Source organism: Halomonas sp. ANAO-440, assembly GCF_019915905.1.
In the GTDB taxonomy this organism is placed as follows: domain Bacteria; phylum Pseudomonadota; class Gammaproteobacteria; order Pseudomonadales; family Halomonadaceae; genus Halomonas; species Halomonas chromatireducens.
Window position 1 is genome coordinate 1 of record NZ_JAHXBV010000046.1, and the last position, 25,840, is coordinate 25,840.

Below are 25,840 nucleotides of genomic sequence, written 5' to 3' on the forward strand. Positions count from 1 at the left end.
TGCACGGTTCGGAGGGCGGGGAGGCTAAGCCTTCCCGACCCCTATCAGCGAGCCTCTCCACCAATGGTGCCACGCCGCTGTTGGAGGAAGCTTCAGCTCCGGTCCGACGTATCGGCGACTGGAGGCCGAAGGACTCCTGGCGGTGTTGCTGGTGTCTGACGATAACCACTGACGTTGCCGCCTCCGCCAGGCACCTGACGAGTCTTATGCGTCATCAGGATATGCTAAGCTGAGCGCTCATTTTTCGAGCGGCAGTACCCTTTCCATGGACGACGTCACGGCGATTCTCGATCAGTTGAACCCGGCTCAGCACGAGGCGGTCAGCGCTCCCCAGGGCAACATGCTGGTGCTGGCCGGGGCGGGTTCCGGCAAGACCCGCGTGCTGGTGCATCGCATCGCCTGGCTGATGCAGGTCGAGGGCCTGTCGCCCTACGCCGTGCTCGCCGTGACCTTCACCAACAAGGCCGCGCGGGAGATGCGCACCCGCCTCGAGGCGCTGCTGGGACTGTCGCTGCGCAACGTCTGGGTCGGCACCTTCCACTCCATCGCCCATCGCCTGCTGCGTACCCACTGGCAGGACGCCCGCCTGCCCCAGCACTTCCAGATCATCGACAGCGACGACCAGCTTCGCCTGGTCAAGCGCCTGCTCAAGGAGAATCACGTCGATGACGAGCGCTATCCGCCGCGCCAGGTGCAGTCATTCATTTCCGGCTGCAAGGAAGAGGGACTGCGGCCGCATCAGGTGGATGCTCATGGCGATGCCTACCTGGCACAGATGGTGGATCTCTATGAGCGCTACCAGCTGACCTGCGAGCGGGGCGGGCTGGTCGACTTCGGCGAACTGCTGCTGCGCAGCCTGGAGCTGCTGCGCGACAATCCGGCGCTGCTGGCCCATTACCAGGAGCGCTTCGGCCACGTGCTGGTCGACGAGTTCCAGGACACCAATACCCTGCAGTACGCCTGGCTCAAGCTGCTCTCCGGCATGAAGACACCGATGACGGTGGTCGGCGACGACGACCAGTCGATCTACGGCTGGCGCGGCGCCCGGGTGGAGAATATCCGCCGCTTCGAGCAGGAGTTTCGCGATACTCGCACCGTTCGGCTGGAGCAGAACTACCGCTCCACCAGCGCCATTCTCGAAGCCGCCAACGCCTTGATCAGCCACAACGCCGATCGCATGGGCAAGGAGCTGTGGACGGCTGGCAGCCGCGGTGAGCCGATCTCGCTCTATGCCGGCTTCAACGACCTGGATGAGGCGCGCTTCATCGTCGATACCATCAAGGAAAAGGTCGACGAGGGGTACAATCGCCGCGAGATCGCCATTCTCTACCGCTCCAACGCCCAGTCGCGGGTGCTGGAAGAGACCCTGATCCGCCAGGGGATGCCCTATCGCATCTACGGCGGCCATCGCTTCTACGAGCGTCTCGAGATCCGCAATGCCCTGGCCTACCTGCGCCTGCTGCTCAATCGCGACGATGACGCCTCGCTGGAGCGCATCATCAACGTGCCGGCCCGGGGCATCGGCACCCGCACCGTGGAGATCCTGCGCGAACGAGCCCGCCATGCCGACGTCACGCTGTGGCAGGCCCTGCACGACGGGCTTGCCGACGCGTCGCTCAAGGGGCGCGCCGGCAACGCCATCCAGGCGTTCGCCGACCTCATCGAGCGGCTGGACAACGAGACCGCCGGCATGGCGCTGCACGAGATCATCGCCCATGTGATCGAGCATTCGGGCCTGGTCGAGCACCACCGCAGCGAGAAAGGCGAGAAGGGACAGGCGCGGGTCGAGAACCTCGAGGAACTGATCAACGCCGCCCGCGCCTTCACCCAGGGCGAGGCACTCGAGCCGCCGGAGACGGGAGAGGGCGGCGTGGCACTGGAGGCCTTCCTTTCCGAGGCGGCGCTCAATTCTGGCGAGCACGAGGCCGACGAGTTCGAGGACTGCGTGCAGTTGATGACGCTGCACTCCGCCAAGGGGCTGGAGTTCCCTGTGGTGTTCATTGCCGGGGTCGAGGAGGGATTGTTTCCTCACAAGATGTCGCTGGAGGAGCCAGGGCGTCTCGAGGAGGAGCGCCGGCTCTGCTATGTGGGCCTGACCCGGGCCATGCGCAAGCTCTACCTGACCTATGCCGAGATCCGGCGCATGCACGGCAAGGAGACCTTCCAGCGGGCCTCGCGCTTCCTGCGCGAGATTCCCGACGAGTATATGGAAGAGGTACGGCTGCGGGGACAGATCTCCCGGCCGGTGACGGCCATGCGCCCTGCGGTCGGGCTCTCCCGCCAGACCTCGGTCAACGGCGGCGGCGATCTCCCCAGCCTGAGCCTGGGGCAGCGGGTGCTGCATCCGGTGTTCGGCGAAGGGGTGATCCTCAACGCCGAGGGCGAGGGAGAGCGAGCGCGGGTCCAGGTCAGCTTCGAAGGCGAGGGTGACAAGTGGTTGGTGTTGGGGTTTGCCAAGCTCACCCCGCTATAAGGAAACGCCGCGTTGCGGCTGCGCTCCCCTGGTACGTTGACGTCTACGTCAAAAGGCGTGCTTGCTGCCTATTTTTTCCTTACGCATACTCTCAGGCGGACACATCGCGCTGCACAAGACGCGAATCAGAATAATCACCCTTGGAGTCACGAACGCCATGCAACGCCGTAAATTCCTCAAGACCGTCGGCCTCGGGGCCGCCGGCGCCGCCGCTGCTCCTTTCGTTTCCACGGCCAGCGCGCAGGAAACCATCACCTGGGACATGGTTACCTCCTGGCCGACCAATTTCCCCGCTCTGGGCACCGGTGCCAATGACTTTGCCGAGCGTATCGAGAAGCTCTCCAATGGCCGCATGCGTGTTCGCGTTCATGGCGCGGGAGAGCTGGTTCCGGCAATGGAAGTCTTCGATGCGGTCGCCGCCGGTACCGCTGAAATGGGTCACTCCGCCGCCTACTACTGGCGGGGCAAGGTCGCCGCGTCGCAGTTTTTCACGGCGGTTCCCTTCGGCATGAACACCACCGAAACCAACGCCTGGCTCTATCATGGCGGCGGTCAGGAGCTGTGGGACGAGATCTACGCCAAGCACAACCTCAAGCCCTTCGCGGTGGGCAATACCGGCGCGCAGATGGCGGGCTGGTTCAAGAAGGAGATCAACTCACTGGCCGATATGCAGGGCATCCGTCTGCGCCTGCCCGGCCTGGCCGGCGAGGCCATGAACGGCATCGGCGTCACCACCGTCAATATGGCGGGTGGCGAGATCTTCACCTCCATGCAGACCGGCGTGCTCGATGCTGCCGACTGGGTGGGTCCCTACAACGACATGGCTTTCGGTCTGCATCAGGTTGCTGATTACTACTACACCTCGGTGTGGAACGAGCCCACGGCCGTGCTGGAAGGTACCGTTAACCTGGATGCCTGGAATGCGCTGCCGGACGATCTCAAGGATGTGGTGCGCGAAGCCGCCAAGGCGTCGAACATCGGTATGATCAGCGAGTTCGCCTACCGTAACGCCCAGGCGCTGGATACCTTGGTGGACGAACACGGTGTCCAACTGCGCACCTTCCCCGAGGATGTCATGGAGGCCCTCTACGAGTCCTCGCAGCAGGTCATCCAGAATCAGATCGACAGCGATCCGGATTCTGCGAAGGTCTACGAGTCTTACCAGGCCTTCCAGACGCTGGTGCGACCATTCAGTGATATCGGTGAGTATGCCTATCTGAAGGGACGCGATGCTGTCGGTGCGTGAGCGAGGCAAGACGTTATGACAAGAAGGGCGCCCAGGTGGCGCCCTTCTTGTGCCTGAAGGCAAGAAAAGGCTTCAGCCTTGCTGATGGACGCTGCGGATCCGCCCCTTGTCGTCGAGTGCCACCATCACGAAGCGCGCCTCGGTGACCTTGTGGAGCTCGTCCCCATCGCGCTCGTGGGGTTGGCGGATCCACACTTCCACGTCGATCTTGACGGAGCTATGGCCAATCTCGCGGACGGCAGTGAAGATATTGACGGTTGACCCAACCCGTACCGGGCAGAGGAAATCCATGGTTTCGATGGCCACGGTGGCAGTGCGGCCATGTGCCTCTCGGCCGGCTGCCAACTCGGCGGCCTGGTCCATGTGGCTGACCAGCCAGCCGCCGGGAATATCGCCATACAGATTGGTGTCCTGGCGAGAGGCCATTAGCTTGAGCGTCAGCTGTCCCTGGGGGGCGGGCACATCGTCGAGGTCGGTCATGGGTAGTCTGCTCGGCTTGTTGTTGTCAGTGGTCGGTACAGGTCGCAAAAGCGTTGAACAATATTGCGCTGCAGCGCATCTGTGCGCCATCTTATACGGCAAAGTCCCTATTGCTCCAGCCTTGCGACAACCTGTCACCCTAGGGCGGCATGCCACTACTACTCTCTTGTCTTGAGGAAAAACGGATGCTGGATGCCCTCACGGCTCTGGTACGCGGTACTCGTCTTGCCTACTCACCGGGCATGCGTCGTTACGTCTTTGTGCCTATTGGCATCAATCTGGTGGTCTACAGCCTGATGCTTTACTACGTGGTCGCCCATTTCGGAGGTTGGCTAGACGGCTGGATGGCCATGGTCCCAAGCTGGCTGGAGTGGCTCTCCTGGCTGATCTGGCCACTGTTCGTGCTCAGTCTGGTGTTGATCGTCTTTTTCACCTTTACGCTGGTGACTCACCTGATAGCTGCCCCCTTCTATGGCTTCCTGGCCGCCAGGGTGGAAGTGGTGGCCACCGGGCGGCCGCCGCTGGACGACCGGGGGTTGGCCAGGACGGCGGTGGATGCGTTGGGGCGCGAACTGGTCAAGCTCGGCTATATCCTCCCCAGGATGGCGTTGCTGTTCGTGGTGAGCTGGATTCCCGCCATCAACCTGATCGCTCCACTGCTCTGGCTCCTGTTTTCCGCCTGGATCATGGCCATCACCTATCTCGACTATCCTATGGACAACAACAAGGTCAGTTTCGCCGACATGCGGCGTCGTCTGTCGTCGCGTCGCTGGCCGACGCTGAGCTACGGGGCCTGGGTTACGCTGATCACCTGGATCCCGCTGGCCAATCTCTTCCTGCTTCCCGGCGCCGTGGCCGGTGCGGTACTGATGTGGGACAGCCACTATCGGGGGCTGCCAACCTCCTGAGCCGGGCAGGCAGCGTCAGGGAACTGCTACCCTCATGGGTGTCTGAGTGTATTCGCAAGCAGCACAAGGATTTCCAATTATGCGTTCTCTGTTTTTGCTGATGCTGGCTACCGCCCTGTCGATGTCCGCCCCGGCCATGGCACAGGAGTATCGGCTGAACGACCTGTTGATAACCCATCCCTTTGCGACCCCGTCTCCACCCAGCGTTGATCACGCTGCCGTCTACGTGGATATCTCCATCGCCAGCGAGGACCCAGATGTATTGGTGGAAGCGAGCACGCCCGTCAGCGCTACCGTCGAGCTTCATGACATGGCCATGGACGGTAGTACCATGCGGATGTTTCCGGTACCGCAGATCGAAGTGCCTGCCAGCACCTTGCTGACCATGCGCCCGGGCGGCGGATACCACCTGATGCTGCTGGACCTTGTCGCGCCGCTGCGCGAGGGGGACAGCTTCCCCATGACCCTGACATTTGCCGAGCGTGGGGAGATCGACATCCATGTGCGGGTCCAGAGCGCAGGCGATGGCCGTGCCGATGCAGGGGAGCTACTGCATCGGCACCGCCATTGATGCCCCAGCGAGTGCCTGGCAAGTGGCGCCAGGCCGCTCGCTCTTGCTACAGCCGCCGCTCTACGTCGATGGCGGTTGCCTGCACGGTCTGGCTGACCGGTGAGAGAGCCATGCTGGCTACGTAGTAGATCACGGCACCAAGAATCGAACCGGTAAACCAGCCATAGTCGTAGAACCAGAACATGGTGCCGGTGGTCAGCGATAGCAGGGTCAGCGAGACGGGTATGCCGAAGGCGATAAAGCCGGCAATGTTGATGGCGGGATAGGCCTTCCCGTCCTGATAGAGGCTCGGCACGTCGAGTCGTTGGCGCTTGATCAGGAAGTAGTCAACCGCCATGACGCCGGCGATTGGCCCCAGCAAGCTGGAGTATCCCAGCAGCCAGTTGGAGTACATGCTCTCGAGGGACACACCGGAGGTGAGGATCCCCGCCTTCTGCATCAAGTCGTAGCCCATCAGCGCCACCCCGAATGCCCCGGTGATCAGAACGCCGCGGGTGTGGTCGATGTAGCGTGGCGCGACGTTCTGGAAATCATTGGTTGGCGAGACGATATTGGCCGCCGTATTGGTCGAGATGGTGGCGATGATGATCATTACCATGGCGAGGCTGACCCAGAATGGATTGTTGATCATACCGATCAGGCTGACCGGGTCGGCGACGGTCTGGCCGACCAGCGATTCCGAGGCTGCTGTCATGACCACACCGAGGGCAGCGAAGAAGAACATGGTCAACGGCAGGCCCAGCACCTGGCCGACGATCTGGTCCTTCTGGCTCTTGGCGAAGCGACTGAAATCGGGAATGTTGAGCGACAGGGTAGCCCAGAAGCCGACCATGGCCGTCAGGCCGGCGAAGAAATAACCATAGACCGGCGCCCCTTCGGGGCGAGATGGCGGCTGCAGCAAGAGCTCGGTCATCGACATGTGTGGCCAGGCCCAGAACATCAATCCGATTCCGACCGCCAGCAGCAGCGGGGCTGCCAGTGTCTCCAGCCACTTGATCGATTCGGCGCCGCGGATCACCACATAGAGGTTCATGGCGCCGAAGATGAAGAAGCCTATGACTTCGCCGATCCCTCCCAGCGCCTGCCAGGGGGGAAAGATCGTCGACAGCAACAGGTGGATGGCAAGGCCCCCGAACATCGTCTGCACGCCGAACCAGCCGCAGCCGACCAGCGCCCGGATCAGGCAGGGTACGTTGGATCCGAGAATCCCGAACGATGAGCGCAGTACCACGGGAAAGGGAATGCCGAACTTGGTGCCGGGAAATGCATTGAGGGTCAGGGGAATCAACACGATGACATTCGCCAGCAGGATCGCAAGCAGCGCTTCACCGACGCTGAGCCCGAAATAGGCGGTCAAGACGCCGCCAAGGGTATAGGTCGGCACGCAGATCGACATACCCACCCACAGGGCGGCAATGTTCCATTTCGACCAGGTGCGCTCGTGCGCCTTGGTGGGTGCAATATCCGCATTGAAACGTGGACTGTCACGAACATCATCGCCTTCCTCGAGTTCGATCAAGCCCTGTTTGTCCAGCATCCTTGATGACTTGGTGGTCATTGTTGTTCTCCACGTCACTAGATGGGTTCATGAACTGCCCGATAGTCCTACCGAGCAGTAAGCAATAAGCGTGCCCAAGTTATGCCCTTTCCCTTGAATCGCCCTCCCGAGAGCGACCTTTCTCCCCTGTGGATGTACTTTTTCAAGGTCATCACCCACTCGATAATCTGAAAAGATGACGAAATCGACAGGATTTTATGAGGCCGGGAGAAGCCAGGAAGAACGACGTCGTTTTCACGCTTCATGTCAGGCTAGTCAAGTTTCAAAATGGTTCAAGATTTGTTAACGAGCTAATAAAATTAGTGCGGAATATATATTAAGATATTGTTTTTATTGATTTAAAAAGAATTCATAAAGGCACCTTTCCGGAGCAAGATTTCACCAAAATGGAGTTCCAGGACGAGGAGATTTCTTATTTTCCTTTTAAAACAATAGGTTGTTTCAAGCTTTCGTGGACGAAGAAAAAGATCTTGAAGGAGCCGCCATCACCGACTAGTTTTGAAAAAGCTGACTGAAGTGACAGCTTTATTGTTTTCTGAATTTTACCTTGGCTCTTGCCGACGTCGTGTCCAGTCGCATGAGCCCGACAACAAACACAACCTTGGGTAAGCGATCATGCAGAAAATGAAAATCGGCCTGATACAGATGGGCCTGAAGGCGAGTACCGACCTGGAACCCGCGGCGATTCGCGATGCTATGAACGAGGCACACCTGCCGCTGATCCAGCAGGCGGCGGATGCCGGCGTGCAGGTCCTGTGCTTCCAGGAAGTCTTCAATCAGCCCTATTTCTGTCCCAGCCAGGATCCCAAGTGGTATGCCGCCGCGGAACGGGTGCCCGAGGGGCCGACCTGCCAACTGATGCAGAAGCTGGCCGCCAAGCACAGCATGGTGATGGTCGTGTCGATCTTTGAAGAGACCGAGACCGGGGTCTACTACAACACCGCGGCGGTGTTCGATGCCGACGGCAGCTATCTCGGCAAGTATCACAAGACGCATATCCCGCAGGTCGCCGGCTTCTGGGAGAAGTTCTTCTTCAAGCCCGGCAAGTCCGAGTGGCCGGTCTTCGATACCGCCTACGGCAAGATCGGCGTCTACATCTGTTACGACCGCCACTTTCCCGAAGGGTGGCGTGCGCTCGCCTTGAATGGCGCCGAGGTGATCTTCAACCCCTCCGCCACCGTAGCCGGCCTCTCCCAGTATCTGTGGGAACTCGAACAACCCGCTTCCGCCGCGGCCAACGGCTGCTTCATCGCCGCCATCAACCGGGTCGGTACCGAAGCGCCATGGAACATCGGCGAATTCTACGGTTCGAGCTACATCGTCAACCCCCGCGGCCAGATCGAGGCCCAGGCCAGCGACAGGGAGGATGAGCTGCTCATCCATGAGATCGACCTGGATATGGTGCGCGAGGTGCGCAACAACTGGCAGTTCTTCCGCGACCGCCGCCCGGATGCTTACGCCCGACTGACCGACGGCGAATGATCCCGACACCAGGAGACGCACCATGAGCCTATTGATTCGCGGTGGCACCGTGGTCACCGACAGCGACACCTATCGCGCCGACATCCTCTGTAAAGACGGCAAGATTCAAGCCATCGGCAACCGTCTCGATGCGCCGCCGGGCGGCGATGTCATCGACGCCGAGGGCATGTACGTCATGCCAGGCGGCATCGATCCTCACACCCATATGCAGCTGCCCTTCATGGGCACCGTGGCCAGCGAGGATTTCTATACCGGCACGGCGGCGGCGCTGGCGGGCGGCACCACCTCGATCATCGATTTCGTGATTCCGAGCCCCGGGCAGTCGTTGATGGAGGCCTTTGATATCTGGCGCGGCTGGGCGGAAAAAGCCGCCTGCGATTATGCCTTCCACGTTGCCATCACCTGGTGGGACGACAGTGTCAGGGAGGAGATGGGAGCCCTGGTGCGTGAGCATGGAGTGAACAGCTTCAAGCACTTCATGGCCTACAAGGGAGCCATCATGGCCACCGATGACATCCTGGTGCAGAGCTTCTCGCGCTGCCTGGAACTCGGCGCAGTGCCCACGGTGCATGCGGAGAACGGCGAGCTGGTCTACCACATGCAGCAGAAGCTGCTGGCCGAGGGCATGACCGGGCCGGAGGCCCACCCCCTGTCGCGCCCGCCCCAGGTAGAGGGAGAAGCCGCCAGCCGGGCGATCCGCATCGCCAGCACCCTCGGGGCGCCGATCTATCTGGTGCACGTCTCCACCAAGGACGCCGTCGACGAGATCGCCTATGCCCGCCAGCAGGGTCATCCGGTCTATGGCGAGTGCCTGGCCGGCCATCTGGTGCTCGACGACAGCGTCTATCAGGATACCGACTGGGGGCGAGCCGCCGCCCATGTGATGAGCCCGCCATTCCGGCCCAAGGGCCACCAGGAGGCGCTTTGGCAAGGCCTGCAGTCCGGTAACCTTCAGACCACCGCCACCGACCACTGCTGCTTCTGTGCCGAGCAGAAGGCTGCCGGCAGGGAAGACTTTACCAAGATTCCCAATGGCACCGCCGGGGTCGAGGACCGCATGGCGGTGCTATGGGAGGAGGGGGTCAACAGCGGCAAGCTGTCGAAGCAGGAATTCGTCGCCCTGACCTCCACCAACACCGCCAGGATCTTCAATCTATATCCGCGCAAGGGCGCGGTGCAGGTGGGCTCCGATGCCGACCTGGTGGTGTGGGACCCCAATGGCACCCGCACCATCTCTGCCACGACCCACCATCAGAACGTCGACTTCAACATCTTCGAGGGCAAGACGGTGCGGGGCATCCCCCGGCATACCGTGAGCCAGGGTAAATGGGTGTGGTGCGATGGCGAGCTGCGTGCCGAACGAGGCGTCGGACGCTACCTGGAACGCCCGGCCTACCCTGGCGTGTTCGAGCTGCTCGAGCGTCGGGCAGAGCTCAATGCACCCAAGCCCGTGCAGCGGGTCTGATCCCGCAAGGTGCGGCCACACACCGTCCGCAATAGCGAGGCGGTGATGACAACAAGATGCGAAACCACCATGAGAGGCCACGACCGTGACCCACTATCTCGATCATCTACCCCGCGTGGGGGATAACCCCGGGGCGACGCCACAGGGGCTTGCCGACAACTTCAGTGACCTGCATCCTCCGCTCACCGAGCGGCAGGCAATCATCGAAAGCCAGCGCTGCCTCTACTGCTACGATGCGCCCTGCATCGAGGCCTGCCCGTCGGATATCGACATCCCGCGCTTCATTCGCCAGATCAGCGAGGACAATATCAACGGCGCCGCGCACACCATCCTCGAGCAGAACATCCTGGGCGGAAGCTGCGCCCGGGTCTGTCCGACCGAGATCCTCTGCGAGCAGAGCTGCGTGCGTAACCACGATGCCGAGTGCCAGCCGGTGCTGATCGGCCTGCTCCAGCGCCATGCCACCGACAACATGCAGTTCGAGCAACACCCCTTCCAGCGCGCGGCGGATAGCGGGCGTCGTGTGGCGGTGGTGGGGGCTGGTCCGGCGGGGCTGGCCTGCGCTCACCGCCTGGCGATGTTCGGCCACCGGGTGAGTCTCTTCGAAGCCGAGGCCAAGCCTGGTGGGCTCAACGAGTTCGGCATCGCCCGCTACAAGATGACCGATGATTTCGCCCGCAGGGAGGTGGCGTTCCTGCTCGAGATCGGCGGCATCGAGATTCGCTATGGCCAGCGGCTTGGCGACAACCTCAGTCTCGAGCAGCTGCGTGACGAGTACGACAGCGTTTTCCTGGGGCTGGGCCTGGGCGCCAGTCGAAGGCTGGGGCTGACCGGTGAGGACGCCCCGGGCCTCATGCCTGCCGTGGACTACATCAAGGAGCTACGCCAGGCAGAGGACCTCGTCGACCTGCCGCTGGCCCGGCGCTGCGTGGTGATCGGTGCCGGCAACACTGCCATCGACATGGCGACGCAGATGGCCCGGCTGGGTGCCGAGGAGGTGACCCTGGTCTATCGCCGGGGCGTCGAGTCCATGTCGGCCACCGGCCATGAGCAGGAGATCGCCAGGGCCAACGGGGTGCGCATGATGACCTGGGCCAGGCCCCTGGAGGTATTGCTCGATGGGGAAGACCGGGTGGCCGGCATGCGCTTCGAGAAGACGCGGGAGGACGGTGGTCGGCTGGTCGGTACCGGCGAAACCCTCGATATCGCCGCAGACGGTGTCTTCAAGGCCATTGGCCAGGGATTCGACGCGGCCAGTCTGACCGACCCGTTGGCGGCACAGCTCGCCCGGGATGGCGAACGCATTCAGGTCGACGGCAACTTCCAGACCTCGCTTCCCCGGGTCTATGCCGGCGGCGACTGCGTCGCACCGGGCCAGGACCTCACGGTACAGGCCGTACAGCACGGCAAGCTTGCCGCCCACGCGATCCACCAGGCCCTGATGGCCAAGCAGGAGGCCGCATGACGACTTTCTCCAACGGGTTCAACGGTATCGACCTCAGCGTCGACTTCGCCGGCATCAAGGCGCCCAATCCCTTCTGGCTGGCTTCGGCACCGCCTACCGACAAGGCCTACAACGTGGTACGTGCCTACGAGGCGGGCTGGGGAGGTGTGGTCTGGAAGACCCTCGGCGAGGACCCGGCGGCGGTCAATGTCTCGTCGCGCTACTCGGCGCACTTCGGCAAGAATCGCGAGGTGCTGGGCTTTAACAACATCGAGCTGATCACCGACCGCTCCCTCGAGATCAACCTGCGCGAGATCGCCGCGGTCAAGAAGGCATGGCCGGACCGGGCGCTGGTCGTGTCGATCATGGTGCCCTGCGAGGAAGCGGCCTGGAAACACATCCTGCCGCTGGTGGAAGCCACCGGCGCCGACGGCATCGAGCTCAACCTGGGATGTCCCCACGGCATGCCGGAGCGCGGCATGGGCGCCGCGGTGGGCCAGAACCCGGACCTGATCGAGAAGGTCACCCGCTGGTGCAAGCAGTATTACCCCAAGCCGGTGATCGTGAAGCTCACCCCCAACATCACCGACATTCGGGCCCCCGCCCAGGCTGCCCTGCGCGGCGGGGCCGATGCCGTGTCGCTGATCAATACTATCAACTCGATCACCAGCCTCGATCTCGATGCCATGGTGGCCAGGCCCACCGTAGGCAGCCAGAGCACCCACGGCGGCTATTGCGGCAGCGCGGTCAAGCCCATCGCCATGAACATGGTCGCCGAGATTGCTCGCGACGCCGCCACCCGAGATCTACCCATTTCCGGGATCGGTGGCATTTCCAACTGGCGGGATGCCGCGGAGTTCATCGCCCTGGGCGCCGGCAGCGTGCAGGTATGCACCGCCGCCATGCTGCACGGTTTTCGTATCGTCGAGGAGATGAAGGACGGCCTGTCACGCTGGATGGCGGAGAAGGATTACCGCACGATTGCCGACTTCACCGGCAAGGCCATTCCCAACACCACCGACTGGAAGCACCTGGACATGAACTTCCAGACCATTGCCCATATCGACCAGGACAAGTGCATCGAGTGCGGGCGGTGCTATATCGCCTGCGAGGACACCTCGCACCAGTCGATCGCCAAGCTGGTCGATGCCAGTGGCGCCCGGCGCTACGAGGTGATCGAGGAGGAGTGCGTGGGTTGCAACCTGTGCCAGATCACCTGCCCGGTACAGGACTGCATCACCATGGTGCCCCAGGAGACCGGCAAGCCCTACATGAGCTGGAACGAGGATCCGCGCAACCCTTACCGGGTGGCGAGCTGAGCCGGCGGCCTGGCATTGTTCACGGTGTCAGGCCGATTCCCCGCAGGATGACCGAGGTCACCGACTGCACCGCCTTCTCGAACTGGATATCGTCCAGCGGGCGGTCGTCGTTCAGCAGGGCGATCTGATAGTCGAAGTCGGCGTAGTGCTGCGTCGAGGCCCAGATCATGTACAGCAGATGCGAAGGCTCCACCGGCAGGATCCGTTCGGCCTCGATCCATTCACGGATCTTGGCCTCCTTGAGCTTGGCCCACTCGTAGAGATTATCGCGAAGGTCTGTCTGGAGAATGGGGGCGCCCTGCATGACCTCCGCCGCCCATACCTTGGAACCATGGGCCCGGTTGCGTGAATGCTGCATCTTGGCGCGGATATAGGTGGAGAGCACGATGCGCGGGTCGTCATAGAGCTCGAAACAGAGCGCATCCTGCTTCCACACCTCCAGCAGCTCCAGCAGCACGGCACGGTAGAGTGCTTCCTTGGTGGAAAAGTAGTAATGGACGTTGGACTTGGGGAGGTCGGCCAGCTTGGCGATATCGCCCATGGAGGCGCCAGCGTAACCTTTTTCGGCGAAGATGCACTCGGCGGCAAGCAAGATCTTTTCCCTGTTCTGGCGTCTAATATCATCCTGTTTTCTTGCCATCTATGGGAGCACCTTGCAGCCGTCCTGGATAACCGGTCAATCGATCCGTAATCCTAAGCATACACAAGGAGGCACCACAGCAATAGCGGTGGTGCCTTGGTTCAGTAGTGCATCGGCTCAAGCGACCGGGGGGATTCAGCTGCCGCTGGAGGGGAAGGAGAACTCCGCCGAACTGGCCTCGAAGTTCGAGGGCCAACGCTGTGAAACGGCCTTGCGCCGGGTATAGAAGCGCACCGAGTCAGGGCCATAGGCGTGGAGGTCGCCGAATAGCGAACGCTTCCAGCCGCCGAAGCTGTGGTAGGCGACCGGTACCGGCAGCGGCACGTTGATGCCGACCATGCCGACCTCGATGCCATCGGCAAAGCGTCGTGCGGCTTCGCCATCCCGGGTGAACAGGCACGTGCCGTTGCCGTATTCGTGGGCATTGATCAACGCCATGGCCTCATCGAGGCTGGCGACGCGAACCACGCAGAGCACCGGGCCGAAGATCTCTTCCCGGTAGATACGCATCTCAGGGGTCACCCGGTCGAACAGGCAGCCACCGACGAAGTAGCCATCCTCGTGCCCCGCCACCTTGATACCGCGTCCATCGGCAACGAGCTGGGCGCCCGAGGCGACGCCGTCCTCGATATAGCCGAGTACCTTGTCGCGATGCTCGGCGGTGACCAGGGGGCCCATGTCGAGGCCGCGCTCGGTGCCGGCACCGACCTTCAGTCCGGCGATCTTGGGCAGCAGTGTCTCCACCAGGCGGTCGGCCGTCTCGTCACCCACGCAGACCGCCACGGAGATCGCCATGCAACGCTCACCGCAGCTGCCGTAGGCGGCCCCCATCAGGGTATTGGCGGCGTTCTCCAGATCGGCATCCGGCAGGACCACGGCGTGGTTCTTCGCGCCACCCAGGGCCTGGACGCGCTTGCCGTTGGCGCTGCCGCGGGTATAGATCGCCTCGGCCACGGGAGTGGAGCCGACGAAGGAGATCGCCTTGACGTCGGGAGCGTCCAGCAGCGCTTCGACGGTCTCGCGGCCTCCGTGCACCACGTTGATCACCCCGTTGGGCAGGCCGGCCTCGTGCAGCAGCTCGGCCACGGCGAGTGTTGACGTGGGATCCTTCTCCGAGGGCTTGAGGATGAAGGCATTGCCGCAGGCGATGGCCATGGGATACATCCACAGCGGGACCATGGCGGGGAAGTTGAACGGCGTGATGCCGGCGACGATCCCGAGCGGCTGGAAGTTGGACCAGGCATCGATGCCGGGGCCGGCATTGTGGGAGTACTCGCCCTTGAGCAGTTCCGGCACGCCACAGGCGTACTCGACGTTCTCGATGCCGCGCTTGAGCTCACCCATGGCGTCTTCCAGGGTCTTGCCGTGCTCTTCGCTGATCAGCTGTACCAGGCGGTCGGCGTGGGTCTCGAGCAACTGCTTGAATCGGTACATCACCTGGGCGCGCTTGGCCGGCGGGGTGTCGCGCCAGGCGGGAAAGGCCTCCCGTGCCGCGGCGATGGCCTGCTCGACCGTGGCCTTGTCACCGTTCGCCACCTGGCGAACGGTTTCGCCGGTGGAGGGATTGGTCACCGGCAGAGTGTTGGGGCTGTGGCACTTTTCACCGTTGATCAGGTGGGAAACGAGGTCCATCGGGCGCTCCTTGTGGCTAGGCTTCAAGTCAGGGAATCGAGGGTCGTGGCCACGGCGTCGAAGAGCCGCTCGAGCTCCGCTTCCGTGGAGCCGAATGGCGGGCCGAACTGCAGGGTGTCGCCGCCGTAGCGCACATAGAACCCCGCTTGCCAGAGCGCCAGGTGGGCGTCGCGAGGCCGCACGGTGGGATCACCGTCACGGGGGGCCAGCTGAATCGCACCGGCCAGCCCGTGGTTGCGGATATCCACCACGTGGGGCCGACCCTTGAGGGCGTGGAGCTTCTCCTCGAATACCGGGGCAATGGTGCGAACCTGGCCGGGGAAGTCCTCCCGTTCGAGCAGGTCGAGGGAGGCCAGGGCGGCGGCACAGGCCACCGGGTGGGCGCTGTAGGTGTAGCCGTGGGGAAATTCGATGGCGTGCTCGGGCCCGCCGGCGTGCATGAAGGTATCGAAGATCTCGCCGGAGGCGATAACCGCGCCCATGGGCACCGCACCGTTGGTGAGCTGCTTGGCGATATTCATCATGTCCGGCGTCACGCCGAAGGCCTCGGCACCGGTGGTCGCACCGCTGCGTCCGAAGGCGGTGATCACCTCGTCGAAGATCAGCAGGATGTCGTGGGCGCTGCAGATCTCGCGCAGCCGTTCGAGATAGCCCTTCGGCGGCACGATGACGCCGCCGGAACCCGACATGGGCTCGACGAGGACTGCCGCGATGTTGGAGGCGTCGTGCAGGGCGATCTGGTCGAGCAGGGCATCGGCGAGCTCGGCGCCGCTCTCGGCCTGGCCACGGGTGAAGGCGAGGTGGGGCTGCAGGGTGTGGGGCAGGTGGGTCACGTCGAGCAGCTGCCCGTAGTGCTTGCGGTTGCCGCCGATCCCGCCAAGGCTGGTGCCGCCGACGTTGACGCCGTGGTAGCCCTTGGCACGGCCGATCAACCGGGTCTTCTCCGGGCGCCCCTTGAGCCGCCAGTAGGCCCTGGCCATCTTCACCGCGGTGTCGGCGGCATCGGAGCCGGAGTTGGTGAAGAAGACGTGGTCGAGGCCGGCAGGGGTCAGGCTCGCCACCTTCTCGGCGAGTTCGAAGGCCAGCGGGTGGGCGACCTGGAAGCCCGGCGCGAAGTCCAGGCTGCCCAGCTGGCGGCTCACCGCCTGCTGGATCTCCATCCGGTTGTGTCCTGCGCCGCTGGTCCATAGACCCGACAGCGAGTCGAACAGTCGCCGACCACGGTCGTCGATGTAGTAGCGGCCTTCGGCACCGGTGATCATGCGCGGATTGGCGTGGAAATCACGATTGGAGCTGAACGGCATCCACAGGTGCCGGTTGAGCCCCGGATGCCCCGCTGCCGCTTCGCGGCCGGCGGATGAGGTTGTGGCTTGTTGGGTATTGACCTCGTACATGGTCCTGTCCTCTGCTGCCTGTCGGGCGTTGTTCACCCGCGTTGTACCTACAGCATGGACCGGAACAAAGGTTTATAAAATCAAACTATACTGTCGTTAACGTCAGTCGGATGATACGTGATTGACGGTAGCACCTTGCCTGATTCAGCCGCTCAGGGTGGGCCAGAGGCTGAGGGCGATGCCGGCGAAGACCAGCAGGCCCGACCAGTGGTTGTTGAGGAACGCCTGGAAACAGCGATCCCGATCCCGGGTACGAATCAGGGTCTGCTGATGCACGAAGGTGGCCGCCATGGCCGCCAGACCCAGCCAGAAGAACAGACCCAGCCCCAGGCGCAGGCCGACCCAGGCCAGCAGGGCCAGTGTGGCCCCCTGCAGCAGGCCGATCATCAGCCGGTCGGCGCGGCCGAACAGCACGGCGGTGGACTTGATGCCGATGCGCAGGTCGTCGTCGCGGTCGACCATGGCGTACTCGGTATCGTAGGCCACGGTCCAGGCCACATTGGCGCAGAACAGCAGCCAGGCCTCCACCGGCACGTGGCCCAGCACGGCGCCGAAGGCCATGGGAATCGCCCAGGAGAAGGCGGCACCGAGGAAGACCTGGGGCAGGTGGGTGTAGCGCTTCATGAACGGATAGATGAAGGCCAGCACCACCCCGACCAGCGACAGCATCACCGTGAACAGGTTGGTGAACAGCACCAGTATGAAGGCGGCCATCACCAGCATCACGAACAGCACCTGGGCCTCGCGCTCACGGATGCGACCGGTGGCCAGGGGGCGGTTCTTCGTGCGCTTGACGTGCCCATCGAAGTGGCGATCGGCGTAGTCGTTGACCACACAACCGGCCGCCCGCATCAGGTAGACGCCGGCGATGAAGATCAGCAGCACGTTGCGCCCGGGGATGCCCTCGGCGGCCACCCACAGCGCCCAGAGGGTGGGCCACATCAGCAGCCAGGTGCCGATAGGGCGGTCCAGGCGCATCAGGTGCAGGAAGTCGGGCACGCGGGCCAGGCCGGTGGGATGCAGCAGGGATCGGTCCATCGGAGCCTCCTCAATCGATGGCGCTCATCCTAACGTGAAGGCAGCGCCAGTTCATCCGCCATGGCGTCGAGGAAGAACTCCTGCACCAGAACGGCAAAGCGACCGTGGCGAAATACCGAGCGACGGCCCCAGGGGCCGCTCTGGCAATGGAAAGGGGGCGGGGAGGCCGTCACTTCGATGGGGCTGCGCTCCAGGCCCGGCTGTCGAAACAGCCAGCTCCCCAGCGAGCGTTCCCCGAGCCGGTCGAGGCGTTGCCCACGCAGCTGCGCCAGCGGTGCCACCGAGCGCGCCACCACCCAGGGGCGTTCGTCCAGGCAGAGTGCCACTTCGCGCAGCCAGGCGAGGCGACCGACGGGCAGGCCCAGGGCCCTGGCCTCGTCGGGGCGTGGCCGCCCCGGGCGCTGGTCGAGCAGGCGCACACGGAAGGCCTTCTCGCCACCGGCCTCGATCAACCGGGCGGTGAGGGAGTCCCGCGAGGCGACCCAGGCCCACCAGGCCGGGCTCATGGCCGGCTGGCCAGCCGCCAGCGGCCGCCAGCTTACGGCTTTCGGGGTCAAGCGGGTGGGGTCGTGGCGCACCGCATGTCTCCGGGTCACCTTGCTCTCCAGGTCGATCGGGGGGCGCATAGTGTAACATGCGGATCTGACTCGATTCCCTGTAGTGGGCGGCATCGAAGGCATGCCAGCCCCCGCGATACGGCAAGGAGTTTCATGACCGCTCCCCTGATCATTGTTGGTTCCGGCATGGCGGGCCTTGGCCTGGCCCGGCAGGTGCGTGCCCGGGATACGGCGCGGCCCATCACCCTGATCACCGCCGATAGTGGCGATGACTACGCCAAGCCACTGCTCTCCACCGGCTTCGCCAAGGGCCTGACGCCCGCTCGGCTGGCCACCCGATCGGCGCTGGAAGCGGCCGACCAGCTGGGGGTGGTGATGCGCACCCATACCCGGGTGGAGGGCATCGACAGGGAGGCGCGTGCGCTGCTCATCGGTGAGGAGCGCCTGCCCTGGAGCGAGCTGGTGCTGGCCACCGGGGCGGCACCGGCGGTGCCCTTCAAGATTCCCGACACAGTGGCCGGGCGCGCCTTCACCATCAATGACCTCGACGACTACCGTCGATTCCATGCTGCGCTGGAGGTGTTGGGCCGCCGCGCCCGCGTGGCCATCGTCGGTGCGGGACTGGTCGGCTGCGAATTCGCCAATGACCTGATCGCCGGCGGACACGAAATCAGCCTGGTGGCGCCGGAGAGTGCACCGCTGCCGCGACTGCTGCCGGAGCCGCTGGGGCGTGCGCTGGGAGAGGCCTTCGTCGAAGCCGGCATGACGCTGGCGCTGGGACGCAACCTGGAAGCGCTGGAGAGCGTCGGCAGCGCCATCGGAATCACGCTCAGCGACGGCAGCCAGCTTGAGGCCGACCTGGTGCTGGTGGCCACCGGGCTGCGGCCGCGGACGGAACTGGCCGCGTCGGCAGCCATCGAGGTCGGCGCGGCGGGCATCCTGGTGGATCGCCGGCTGGCGACGTCGGCACCCGCGGTATACGCCCTGGGGGACGTGGCCTGCGTCGACGGGGTCAACGCCATGTACGTACAGCCGCTTCAGGCCAGTGCCAAGGTGCTGGCGAGAACATTGACCGGCGAGCCTTCCCAGGTGGCCTTCGGGGCATGGCCGATACTGGTCAAGACCCCGCTGCTGCCTGTCGTGGCACTGCCGCCGACCCGGGCACCGGCGCGCTGGCGAATCGAAGGGGAAGGCCGTGATCTGGCGGCCTTTGCCGAGACCCAAGACGAACGTTTGATCGGCTTTGCGTTGACAGGGAGCTGCGTGCGGCGGAAAGTTGAGCTGGCGCGAGCGACACCGCCATTGCTAGGCTAGTGGCGTCAACAGCACTACGGGGCTTTGGGCCCGCAGCTGACGACAGCGTCACCTTGCATGGCGCTTCCCGGGTAGCAAGGGTTTCATGCGTGGCACATCAAGGGTTTCATACCCGGAAGCGAGAGGCGGTTCGTATTACATGAGTCGCTCGTGCGGATAACAACACACCGGCGCCCAGCGTCGGGAAATAGCCAATACCAGGAGGGGATTTATGCGGAAGCCAGAACTTGCTGCGGCGATTGCCGAGCGCGCGGAACTTTCGAAGGACAAGGCGAGTCAGGTGCTCAACGTCATTCTCGATGAGATTACCGGAAGCGTCGCTCAGGGTCAGGATGTATCACTGATCGGTTTCGGGACTTTCACCGTGCGCGAGCGAGCCGCCCGCACCGGCAAGAACCCGCAGACAGGCCAGCCTCTGGCCATTCCAGCCAGCAAGACCGTGGCTTTCAAGCCCGGGAAGGGGCTCAAGGATGCTGTCGGCAAGGGCTGACGCCACGCGGAGCGCTTTCGTGGCGCGGCCTGCCGTTGTTGCAGGCCGCGGTTTCATCCCGTTCCTGATCGAAGCGGATTCGACATGAAGCTGAGACTCATGCTGTGGCTGTTGGGCTGGTTGCTCAAGTTTGCACTGCGCCGCAAGCCACGTTTTCGCGAAACCATCACCGAGATGCGTAGCCTCGACTGGGGTATCGCGACCGAGAATCTCTCCATCGCCCGGCATTACCGCATGTCCCCCAAGGGCATCCACGCCGGGGCGGGACTTCCCGTGGATCTCGACCTGGAGCTGCGCTTCGAGGACGAGGCCACCGCTATCAAGGTGCTTCGCAAGCCGACCCAGCAGGCCTTCCTCGATGGCATGATGGCAGGTAACGTGCGCCTGGTCGGTGACTCCAGTGACCTCAACAAGCTGCAGAAGCTGCTCAAGCACCTGTAAGCCTGCATTCATTGTCCTGACGGCTTACCGGCCCTTGCGTTCCCACCGGTATCGGTCGTGTTGATCAGTTTCCATCCAAATCCTGTGTAGCGGGCATTAAACCTGCCCGTAGCGCCCCGCCTGCTCGCCCAGCCAGCGGCGAATCAACGGCTGGCTGGCCTCGGGGTGGCTGGCTAGCAGCGCATCGGCCAGCGGCGAGACCCGCTCCAGCAGGTCGGCGTCACGTTCCAGGTCGGCGATCTTCATCTGGGCGAGTCCGGTCTGGCGGGTGCCCAGCACCTCGCCGGGGCCGCGCAGCTCCAGATCCTTCTCGGCGATACGGAAGCCATCGGTGGTTTCGCGCATGACGCCCAGCCGCTCCCGGGAGTGGGGTGAGAGCGGACCGCGGTAGAGCAGAACGCAGAAGCTCTCGGTGGAGCCCCGCCCGACCCGGCCGCGCAGCTGATGAAGCTGTGATAGCCCCAGGCGCTCCGGGTTCTCGATGATCATCAGGCTGGCGTTGGGCACATCGACCCCAACCTCGATTACCGTGGTGGCTACCAGCAGGTCGATTTCGCCGGCCTTGAAGGCGTCCATCACCGCGGCCTTCTCCGCTGCCTTCATGCGGCCGTGGACCAGGCCGATGGCAAGCTCCGGCAGCGCCTCGCCGAGCTCTGCGTGGGTCGCCTCGGCGGCCTGGCACTGCAGGGCTTCGGACTCCTCGATCAGGGTGCAGACCCAGTAGGCCTGGCGCCCCTCGGCGCAGGCATGGCGGATGCGTGCCACTACATCGGGCCGGCGCTCGTCCGGGACTACCACCGTCTTGACCGGGGTCCGCCCCGGTGGCAGCTCGTCGATGATAGAGACATCCAGGTCGGCATAGGCGCTCATCGCCAGGGTGCGTGGGATCGGCGTGGCGGTCATCACCAGTTGATGGGGGGTCAGGCCGCCGGCCTCGCCCTTCTCGCGCAGCGCCAGGCGCTGGTGTACGCCGAAGCGGTGCTGTTCGTCGACGATGGCCAGGCCCAGGCGCTGGAAATGCACGTCTCCCTGAAACAGGGCGTGGGTTCCTACCACCATGCGCGCACGGCCGTCCTGGATGGCGGCCTTGGTATCCAGCCGTGCCTTGCCCTTGAGCTTGCCGGCCAGCCATGCGACTTCGATGCCGAGCGGCTCGAACCAGGCGCGGAAGGTCCGGTAATGCTGTTCGGCCAGGATCTCGGTGGGCGCCATCATCGCCGCCTGGCAGTCGCCGCCAATGGCCGACAGCGCCGCCATGGCCGCCACCACCGTCTTGCCCGAGCCCACGTCACCCTGGACCAGGCGCAGCATGGGCACCTCGCGGCCCAGGTCGGCGCCGATCTCGTCGAGCACCCGGCGCTGGGCGCCAGTCAGCGAGAAGGGCAGCTGGGTGAGGAAGCGCGTCTGCAGGCTGCGTCCGCCAGGCAGAGCCGGGGCGCCGTCCTGCTGGATGCGCAGGCGTACCTCGCGCAGGCTGAGGCGGTGGGCGAGCAATTCTTCCAGGGCCAGCCGCCGGCTGGCGGGATGCAGGCCGCTGGCCAGCTGGTCGGGGTCGGCATCCGGCGGCGGTTGATGCAGCACCTTCAGGCAGTGGTGCAGCTCGGGCAGGCCGAAGCGCTGTCGAAGCGAGTCGGGTAGCCAGTCGGGAAGCGCCTCGGGGGCGGCGTCGAGCTGCGTCAGCGCCTGTTCGATCAGCGCCCTTAGTCGCGTCTGGTGGAGCCCTTCGGTGGTGGGATAGATCGGCGTCAGGTGGTCCTCTACCGGCGGGGCATCGGTGCTCAGCAGCCGGTACTCGGGATGATAGATCTCGAGTCCGGTGGCGCCGGCCCGGGCCTCGCCGAAGGCGCGTATCCTCGCGCCCGGACGAAACTGCTGCTGCTGGACTGGCGAGAAATGGAAGAAGCGCAGGCTCAAAATACCCGATCCGTCGCGCAGCCGCACCAGCAGGCTGCGACGCCGGCCGCGCACCACTTCGCTGGCCATGACCTCTCCCTCCACCACGGCTTCGTGTCCGGCACGCAGGGTGCCGATGGGCGTGATACGGGTACGGTCCTGATAGCGCAGGGGCAGGTGAAAGAGCAGGTCCGCCACGCAGGCCACACGCAGCCGGGCCAGCTTCAACACCAGCGCCTCGCCAACGCCCTTGAGAGAGGTGACCGGCGCGTCAAGCGCCTTGGCATCAGCGTTCATGCTGTCTCGGGGAGTGCCTCATGACACTGGGTAATGGCATTGGTCACAGCGTCGATGGCGCGCGGTCGCGGGAAGCTGGCTCGCCAGGCAATGGCCACGGTGCGTGAAGGTGCCGGGGCGCTGAACGGCCGGCTGGTGAGCAGGCCTGTCTCGTAATGGACGGTACCGATAGCGGAGCGGGGCAGTACCGTGATGCCGAGCTTGGAGGCCACCATATGCCGGATGGTCTCCAGGGAGCCCCCTTCGGCCGTCAGGGTGTTGTGGGGGCTGTTGAGCTTGTGGCTGATGGCCGGACACGCCTCGAGTATCTGGTCGCGGAAGCAGTGCCCTTCACCCAGCAGCAGCAGGCGCTCGTTGAGGAGGTCCTCCTTGTCGATATGGTCGCGCTGGGCCCAGGCATGGTCGGCGGGGATCAGCACCTCGAACTCCTCGTCGTAGAGCGGCTTGGTGACGACGTCGGTTTCGTTGAACGGCAGTGCGATGATGATGGCGTCGAGTTCCCCGCTCCTCAGCTTGTGACGCAGGCTGGCGGTGAAGCCTTCCTCGATATAGAGCGACATCTGCGGTGCGCTGCGTGCCAGTGCCGGCACCAGGTGTGGGAAAAGGTAGGGGCCGATGGTGTAGATGGCACCGATGCGCAGGGGGCTGGCCAACTGATCCTTGCCGGCGTTGGCCAGCTCCTTGATCACGCTGCTCTGCTCCAGCACACGCTGGGCCTGCTCGACAATCCTCTCACCCATGGGGGTCACCTGAACGGTGGACTTGGAGCGTTCGAAGAGTGCAACCCCAAGCTCCTCCTCGAGTTTCTTGACCGCCACCGACAGTGTCGGCTGGGATACGAAGCAGCGCTCAGCGGCGCGGCCGAAGTGGCGCTCCTGCGCCAAGGTTACGATATAGCGAAGTTCTGTTAGAGTCATGGTTGGTGCCCTTCGGGCATCCTCTCGGACGATAGATGTATGGATATCAATAGGGACTTTTTATCAGGGGGCGAGAGAAAGGTGAAGAAAACGACATTGATTCTAGGTTGTGGCGACATCGGCATGGTGCTCGGCGGCGAGCTGATCGCGGCGGGTCATCGGGTCATTGGTGCTCGACGCGGGGTAGCGGCACTGGAGGGCAGCGGCATCGAGCCCCTGGCACTGGACCTCAGCGACGAAGCTGCACTGGCCAAGCTTCCCGACGCCGATTTCGTGGTCTATGTACTCAGCGCCGACCGCTTCGAGGAGGCCGCCTACCGTGCCGCCTATCTCGATGGTCTCCAGTCGGTACTGCGTACCTACGAGGGGCGCGATAGCGCGCCGCAGCGAATTCTGTTCGTCTCTTCAACCAGCGTCTACAGCCAGAAGGAAGGCGAGCTGGTGAACGAAGAGAGCCCTGCCGAGGCACCCGGCTTCTCCGGGGTGCTGATGCGGGAAGCGGAACAGGCTCTTCATGATAGCCCGATACCCGGCACGGCGGTGCGCTTTTCCGGTATCTACGGGCCAGGCCGTGACCGCCTGATCCGACAGGTGCTGGAAGGCCGCATTGCGCCGGCGACCCCGCCCATGTACTCCAACCGCATCCATCGCGACGACTGCGCCGGCGTGCTCAAGCACCTGATCGAACTCAGCGAGTCAGGAAAGCCGCTGGAGGACCTCTATCTGGCCAGCGACTGCGCCCCGGACCCGCTCTACGAAGTCATGGCCTGGATGGCGGGCAAACTCAAGGTGGAGCCCACGGAAGTCATCCAGGCGCCGTTGCGCAAGCGTGCCAGCAAGCGCTGCGACAATACCCGACTGCTTGAGACCGGCTACACCTTCCGCTACCCCAGCTACCGTGACGGCTATGCCCAGGTGATGAAAGAGGGTGGCTTCCTGCCGGAGCCGGTCTAGGCCGGTTCACCGTTGCGAGCGCTCGGCGATAGTCCAGAGTTGATACCTCGAAGCCATCGCCGGGTCGCTTGATGCTGCGTTTGATTCGCTGATCGCTCCGCCAGCCACATGCAGGTCGGCTTCACTGTCGGCGATCGTCTGACAGCCCAGAGCGGGGGCATCGGTATTGTCCGAAGTGCCTTGCTCTCCATTTGTTGGAGCGCCAATAATTGGTAAGCGAATTATTGGTGCGCTTTTTCTAAGGCCTCAGCCCTTCGATACGGCCAGGGTGCGGTAACGCGCACCGTGTTTATCGGTGAGGGATTGGATCAGCTCAACTTCCTTATACGGCCAGCCAAGGTCCGATTCTGGAAAGCAGTCAGTATCGAGTGAGGCAGCGCGCCGCAGCAGAGTGACATGAGGGACGAACCTGCCGGGACGGCCGGTCAAGCCACGGGCCTCCAGGCCTTGCCAGAGCTCGTGCTGCAGCTCTGCCAGCGTCGGGTCGGGTGCCTGGCTCCCGACCCAGACGATACCGGGGCGCTTGAAGCAGCCCCAGCCATCGAGGCGCCACTCGCCGGGCGCGATGGCAAGGCCCTGCACCCATCCGGCGAGCTCGAGGGCCTGCCCCTCCTCAACCTCGCCGAGAAAGGCGAGCGTCAGGTGCAGGCTCTCGTCCGGCATGCGTCGCCCGCCGCAGCGGGCGTGGGCGAAATCCGCCAGCTCACCGAGCCGCCTGCGCAGCTCGGACGGTGGCACCAGGGCAATAAAAAGTCTCATAGTCCTGTTTCGGAAAGAGGTGGATTTACGTTACGAGCGAAGAGAGGCTGGCCGCCGCCGGAGCGCAGCTGCCGGAGTGTAGCTCGCTACATGAGGACAGCGAGCACCGCCGGCGGCCAGGATATCGAGCGCAGTAGCAAATCCGCCCTTTCCTAGTCGCCGATGACCATAACTGCTTCCGCCTCGAACTGGGCGCCCTTGGGCAGCGCCTTGACGCCCACCGCGGCGCGGGCAGGGTAGGGCTTGTCGAAGAACTCCTCCATCACCTTGTTGACGATGGCGAAATTGTCCAGATCCACCAGGTAGAGGTTGAGCTTGACGATTTCGCCCAGCGAGCCGGCGGCCTCTTCGCAGACGGCCTTGAGATTGGTGAATACCTGACGGGCCTGGTCCTCGAAATCGTCGGACACCAGCGCCATGGTGGCCGGATCGAGGGGAATCTGGCCGGATAGATAGATGGTATTGCCGGCCTTGATCGCCTGGGAGTAGGGGCCGATGGCAGCGGGTGCCTTGTCGGTGTTGATGACGGCCTTGTTGCTCATGGAGAAGCTCCTTCTGTTCGTAGTGA

At 63.8% G+C, this 25,840-nt stretch carries 23 protein-coding genes; 12 read left to right on the forward strand and 11 right to left on the reverse strand.

Features of this window, described 5'->3' with window-relative positions; genetic code table 11:
- Window positions 1-265 precede the first annotated feature (265 nt).
- Window positions 266-2,473 (forward strand): DNA helicase II, encoded by a 2,208-nt coding sequence (gene uvrD / locus KZO25_RS19050; protein WP_223138128.1) that lies wholly within the window; start codon window positions 266-268, stop codon window positions 2,471-2,473.
- A gap of 157 nt (window positions 2,474-2,630) precedes the next feature.
- The gene (locus KZO25_RS19055) at window positions 2,631-3,719 is read left to right on the forward strand and encodes a TRAP transporter substrate-binding protein (protein WP_066449087.1); all 1,089 of its coding nucleotides are present in this window, start codon (window positions 2,631-2,633) and stop codon (window positions 3,717-3,719) included.
- 72 nt (window positions 3,720-3,791) lie between these two features.
- On the opposite strand, the gene KZO25_RS19060 is transcribed toward KZO25_RS19055, so the two are convergent.
- Window positions 3,792-4,199: an acyl-CoA thioesterase gene (locus KZO25_RS19060; RefSeq protein ID WP_066449084.1), complete on the reverse strand. Its 408-nt coding sequence runs from the start codon at window positions 4,197-4,199 to the stop codon at window positions 3,792-3,794.
- A 185-nt stretch (window positions 4,200-4,384) separates the two neighbouring features.
- On the opposite strand from KZO25_RS19060, the gene cysZ reads away from it, so the two are divergent.
- Window positions 4,385-5,107: a sulfate transporter CysZ gene (gene cysZ / locus KZO25_RS19065; protein WP_223138129.1), complete on the forward strand. Its 723-nt coding sequence runs from the start codon at window positions 4,385-4,387 to the stop codon at window positions 5,105-5,107.
- Between the two features lie 79 nt (window positions 5,108-5,186).
- The gene (locus KZO25_RS19070) at window positions 5,187-5,678 is read left to right on the forward strand and encodes a copper chaperone PCu(A)C (protein WP_223138130.1); all 492 of its coding nucleotides are present in this window, start codon (window positions 5,187-5,189) and stop codon (window positions 5,676-5,678) included.
- 46 nt (window positions 5,679-5,724) lie between these two features.
- On the opposite strand, the gene KZO25_RS19075 is transcribed toward KZO25_RS19070, so the two are convergent.
- Window positions 5,725-7,236, reverse strand: coding sequence for an NCS1 family nucleobase:cation symporter-1 (locus KZO25_RS19075; protein ID WP_223138131.1), 1,512 nt, complete (start codon window positions 7,234-7,236; stop codon window positions 5,725-5,727).
- A 615-nt stretch (window positions 7,237-7,851) separates the two neighbouring features.
- Between KZO25_RS19075 and KZO25_RS19080 the strand changes: the two genes are divergently transcribed.
- From KZO25_RS19080 to preA, 4 genes are all read left to right on the forward strand, one after another.
- Complete coding sequence (locus KZO25_RS19080; RefSeq protein WP_223138132.1) at window positions 7,852-8,718, forward strand: nitrilase-related carbon-nitrogen hydrolase; 867 nt, start codon at window positions 7,852-7,854, stop codon at window positions 8,716-8,718.
- Between the two features lie 22 nt (window positions 8,719-8,740).
- A complete protein-coding gene (gene hydA, locus KZO25_RS19085; protein WP_223138133.1) occupies window positions 8,741-10,183 on the forward strand; it encodes a dihydropyrimidinase in 1,443 nt (480 codons plus the stop codon).
- Window positions 10,184-10,268: 85 nt separating this feature from the next.
- Entirely contained in the window at window positions 10,269-11,648 is a 1,380-nt protein-coding gene (locus tag KZO25_RS19090) for an NAD(P)-dependent oxidoreductase (RefSeq protein WP_223138134.1), read from the forward strand.
- Complete coding sequence (gene preA / locus KZO25_RS19095; RefSeq protein ID WP_223138135.1) at window positions 11,645-12,946, forward strand: NAD-dependent dihydropyrimidine dehydrogenase subunit PreA; 1,302 nt, start codon at window positions 11,645-11,647, stop codon at window positions 12,944-12,946. The genes KZO25_RS19090 and preA overlap by 4 nt, the downstream gene beginning before the upstream one ends.
- A gap of 19 nt (window positions 12,947-12,965) precedes the next feature.
- On the opposite strand, the gene KZO25_RS19100 is transcribed toward preA, so the two are convergent.
- The 5 genes from KZO25_RS19100 to KZO25_RS19120 all read right to left on the reverse strand — a co-directional run bounded on the left by KZO25_RS19100 (window position 12,966) and on the right by KZO25_RS19120 (window position 18,246).
- Window positions 12,966-13,586 (reverse strand): TetR/AcrR family transcriptional regulator, encoded by a 621-nt coding sequence (locus KZO25_RS19100; protein ID WP_043518641.1) that lies wholly within the window; start codon window positions 13,584-13,586, stop codon window positions 12,966-12,968.
- Window positions 13,587-13,721: 135 nt separating this feature from the next.
- Window positions 13,722-15,218, reverse strand: a complete 1,497-nt coding sequence (locus KZO25_RS19105; protein ID WP_223138136.1) for a CoA-acylating methylmalonate-semialdehyde dehydrogenase — start codon at window positions 15,216-15,218, stop codon at window positions 13,722-13,724.
- A 23-nt stretch (window positions 15,219-15,241) separates the two neighbouring features.
- Entirely contained in the window at window positions 15,242-16,612 is a 1,371-nt protein-coding gene (locus KZO25_RS19110; protein ID WP_223138137.1) for an aminotransferase class III-fold pyridoxal phosphate-dependent enzyme, read from the reverse strand.
- A gap of 144 nt (window positions 16,613-16,756) precedes the next feature.
- Window positions 16,757-17,650, reverse strand: coding sequence for a 4-hydroxybenzoate octaprenyltransferase (ubiA, locus tag KZO25_RS19115; protein ID WP_223138138.1), 894 nt, complete (start codon window positions 17,648-17,650; stop codon window positions 16,757-16,759).
- Window positions 17,651-17,679: 29 nt separating this feature from the next.
- The gene (locus tag KZO25_RS19120) at window positions 17,680-18,246 is read right to left on the reverse strand and encodes a chorismate--pyruvate lyase family protein (RefSeq protein ID WP_316935917.1); all 567 of its coding nucleotides are present in this window, start codon (window positions 18,244-18,246) and stop codon (window positions 17,680-17,682) included.
- 114 nt (window positions 18,247-18,360) lie between these two features.
- Between KZO25_RS19120 and KZO25_RS19125 the strand changes: the two genes are divergently transcribed.
- From KZO25_RS19125 to KZO25_RS19135, 3 genes are all read left to right on the forward strand, one after another.
- The gene (locus tag KZO25_RS19125) at window positions 18,361-19,521 is read left to right on the forward strand and encodes an FAD-dependent oxidoreductase (protein WP_223138140.1); all 1,161 of its coding nucleotides are present in this window, start codon (window positions 18,361-18,363) and stop codon (window positions 19,519-19,521) included.
- Between the two features lie 211 nt (window positions 19,522-19,732).
- Window positions 19,733-20,011 (forward strand): HU family DNA-binding protein, encoded by a 279-nt coding sequence (locus KZO25_RS19130; protein ID WP_010625919.1) that lies wholly within the window; start codon window positions 19,733-19,735, stop codon window positions 20,009-20,011.
- A gap of 84 nt (window positions 20,012-20,095) precedes the next feature.
- Window positions 20,096-20,452 carry a hypothetical protein gene (locus KZO25_RS19135; protein WP_066449070.1) on the forward strand — a complete coding sequence of 119 codons (357 nt, stop codon included), beginning with the start codon at window positions 20,096-20,098 and terminating at the stop codon, window positions 20,450-20,452.
- Between the two features lie 96 nt (window positions 20,453-20,548).
- Here KZO25_RS19135 and recG read toward each other — a convergent pair whose 3' ends face one another.
- Both recG and KZO25_RS19145 read right to left on the reverse strand, forming a co-directional pair.
- On the reverse strand, window positions 20,549-22,642 hold the full coding sequence (gene recG / locus KZO25_RS19140; protein WP_223138141.1) for an ATP-dependent DNA helicase RecG: 2,094 nt from the start codon (window positions 22,640-22,642) through the stop codon (window positions 20,549-20,551).
- A complete protein-coding gene (locus tag KZO25_RS19145; RefSeq protein WP_223138142.1) occupies window positions 22,639-23,559 on the reverse strand; it encodes a hydrogen peroxide-inducible genes activator in 921 nt (306 codons plus the stop codon). The genes recG and KZO25_RS19145 overlap by 4 nt, the downstream gene beginning before the upstream one ends.
- Window positions 23,560-23,640: 81 nt before the next feature.
- On the opposite strand from KZO25_RS19145, the gene KZO25_RS19150 reads away from it, so the two are divergent.
- Window positions 23,641-24,513, forward strand: coding sequence for an NAD-dependent epimerase/dehydratase family protein (locus KZO25_RS19150; protein WP_066449064.1), 873 nt, complete (start codon window positions 23,641-23,643; stop codon window positions 24,511-24,513).
- Window positions 24,514-24,759: 246 nt separating this feature from the next.
- On the opposite strand, the gene thpR is transcribed toward KZO25_RS19150, so the two are convergent.
- Window positions 24,760-25,272, reverse strand: a complete 513-nt coding sequence (gene thpR / locus KZO25_RS19155) for an RNA 2',3'-cyclic phosphodiesterase (RefSeq protein ID WP_223138143.1) — start codon at window positions 25,270-25,272, stop codon at window positions 24,760-24,762.
- A 152-nt stretch (window positions 25,273-25,424) separates the two neighbouring features.
- Window positions 25,425-25,814 (reverse strand): RidA family protein, encoded by a 390-nt coding sequence (locus KZO25_RS19160; RefSeq protein WP_066449054.1) that lies wholly within the window; start codon window positions 25,812-25,814, stop codon window positions 25,425-25,427.
- Window positions 25,815-25,840: the final 26 nt, after the last annotated feature.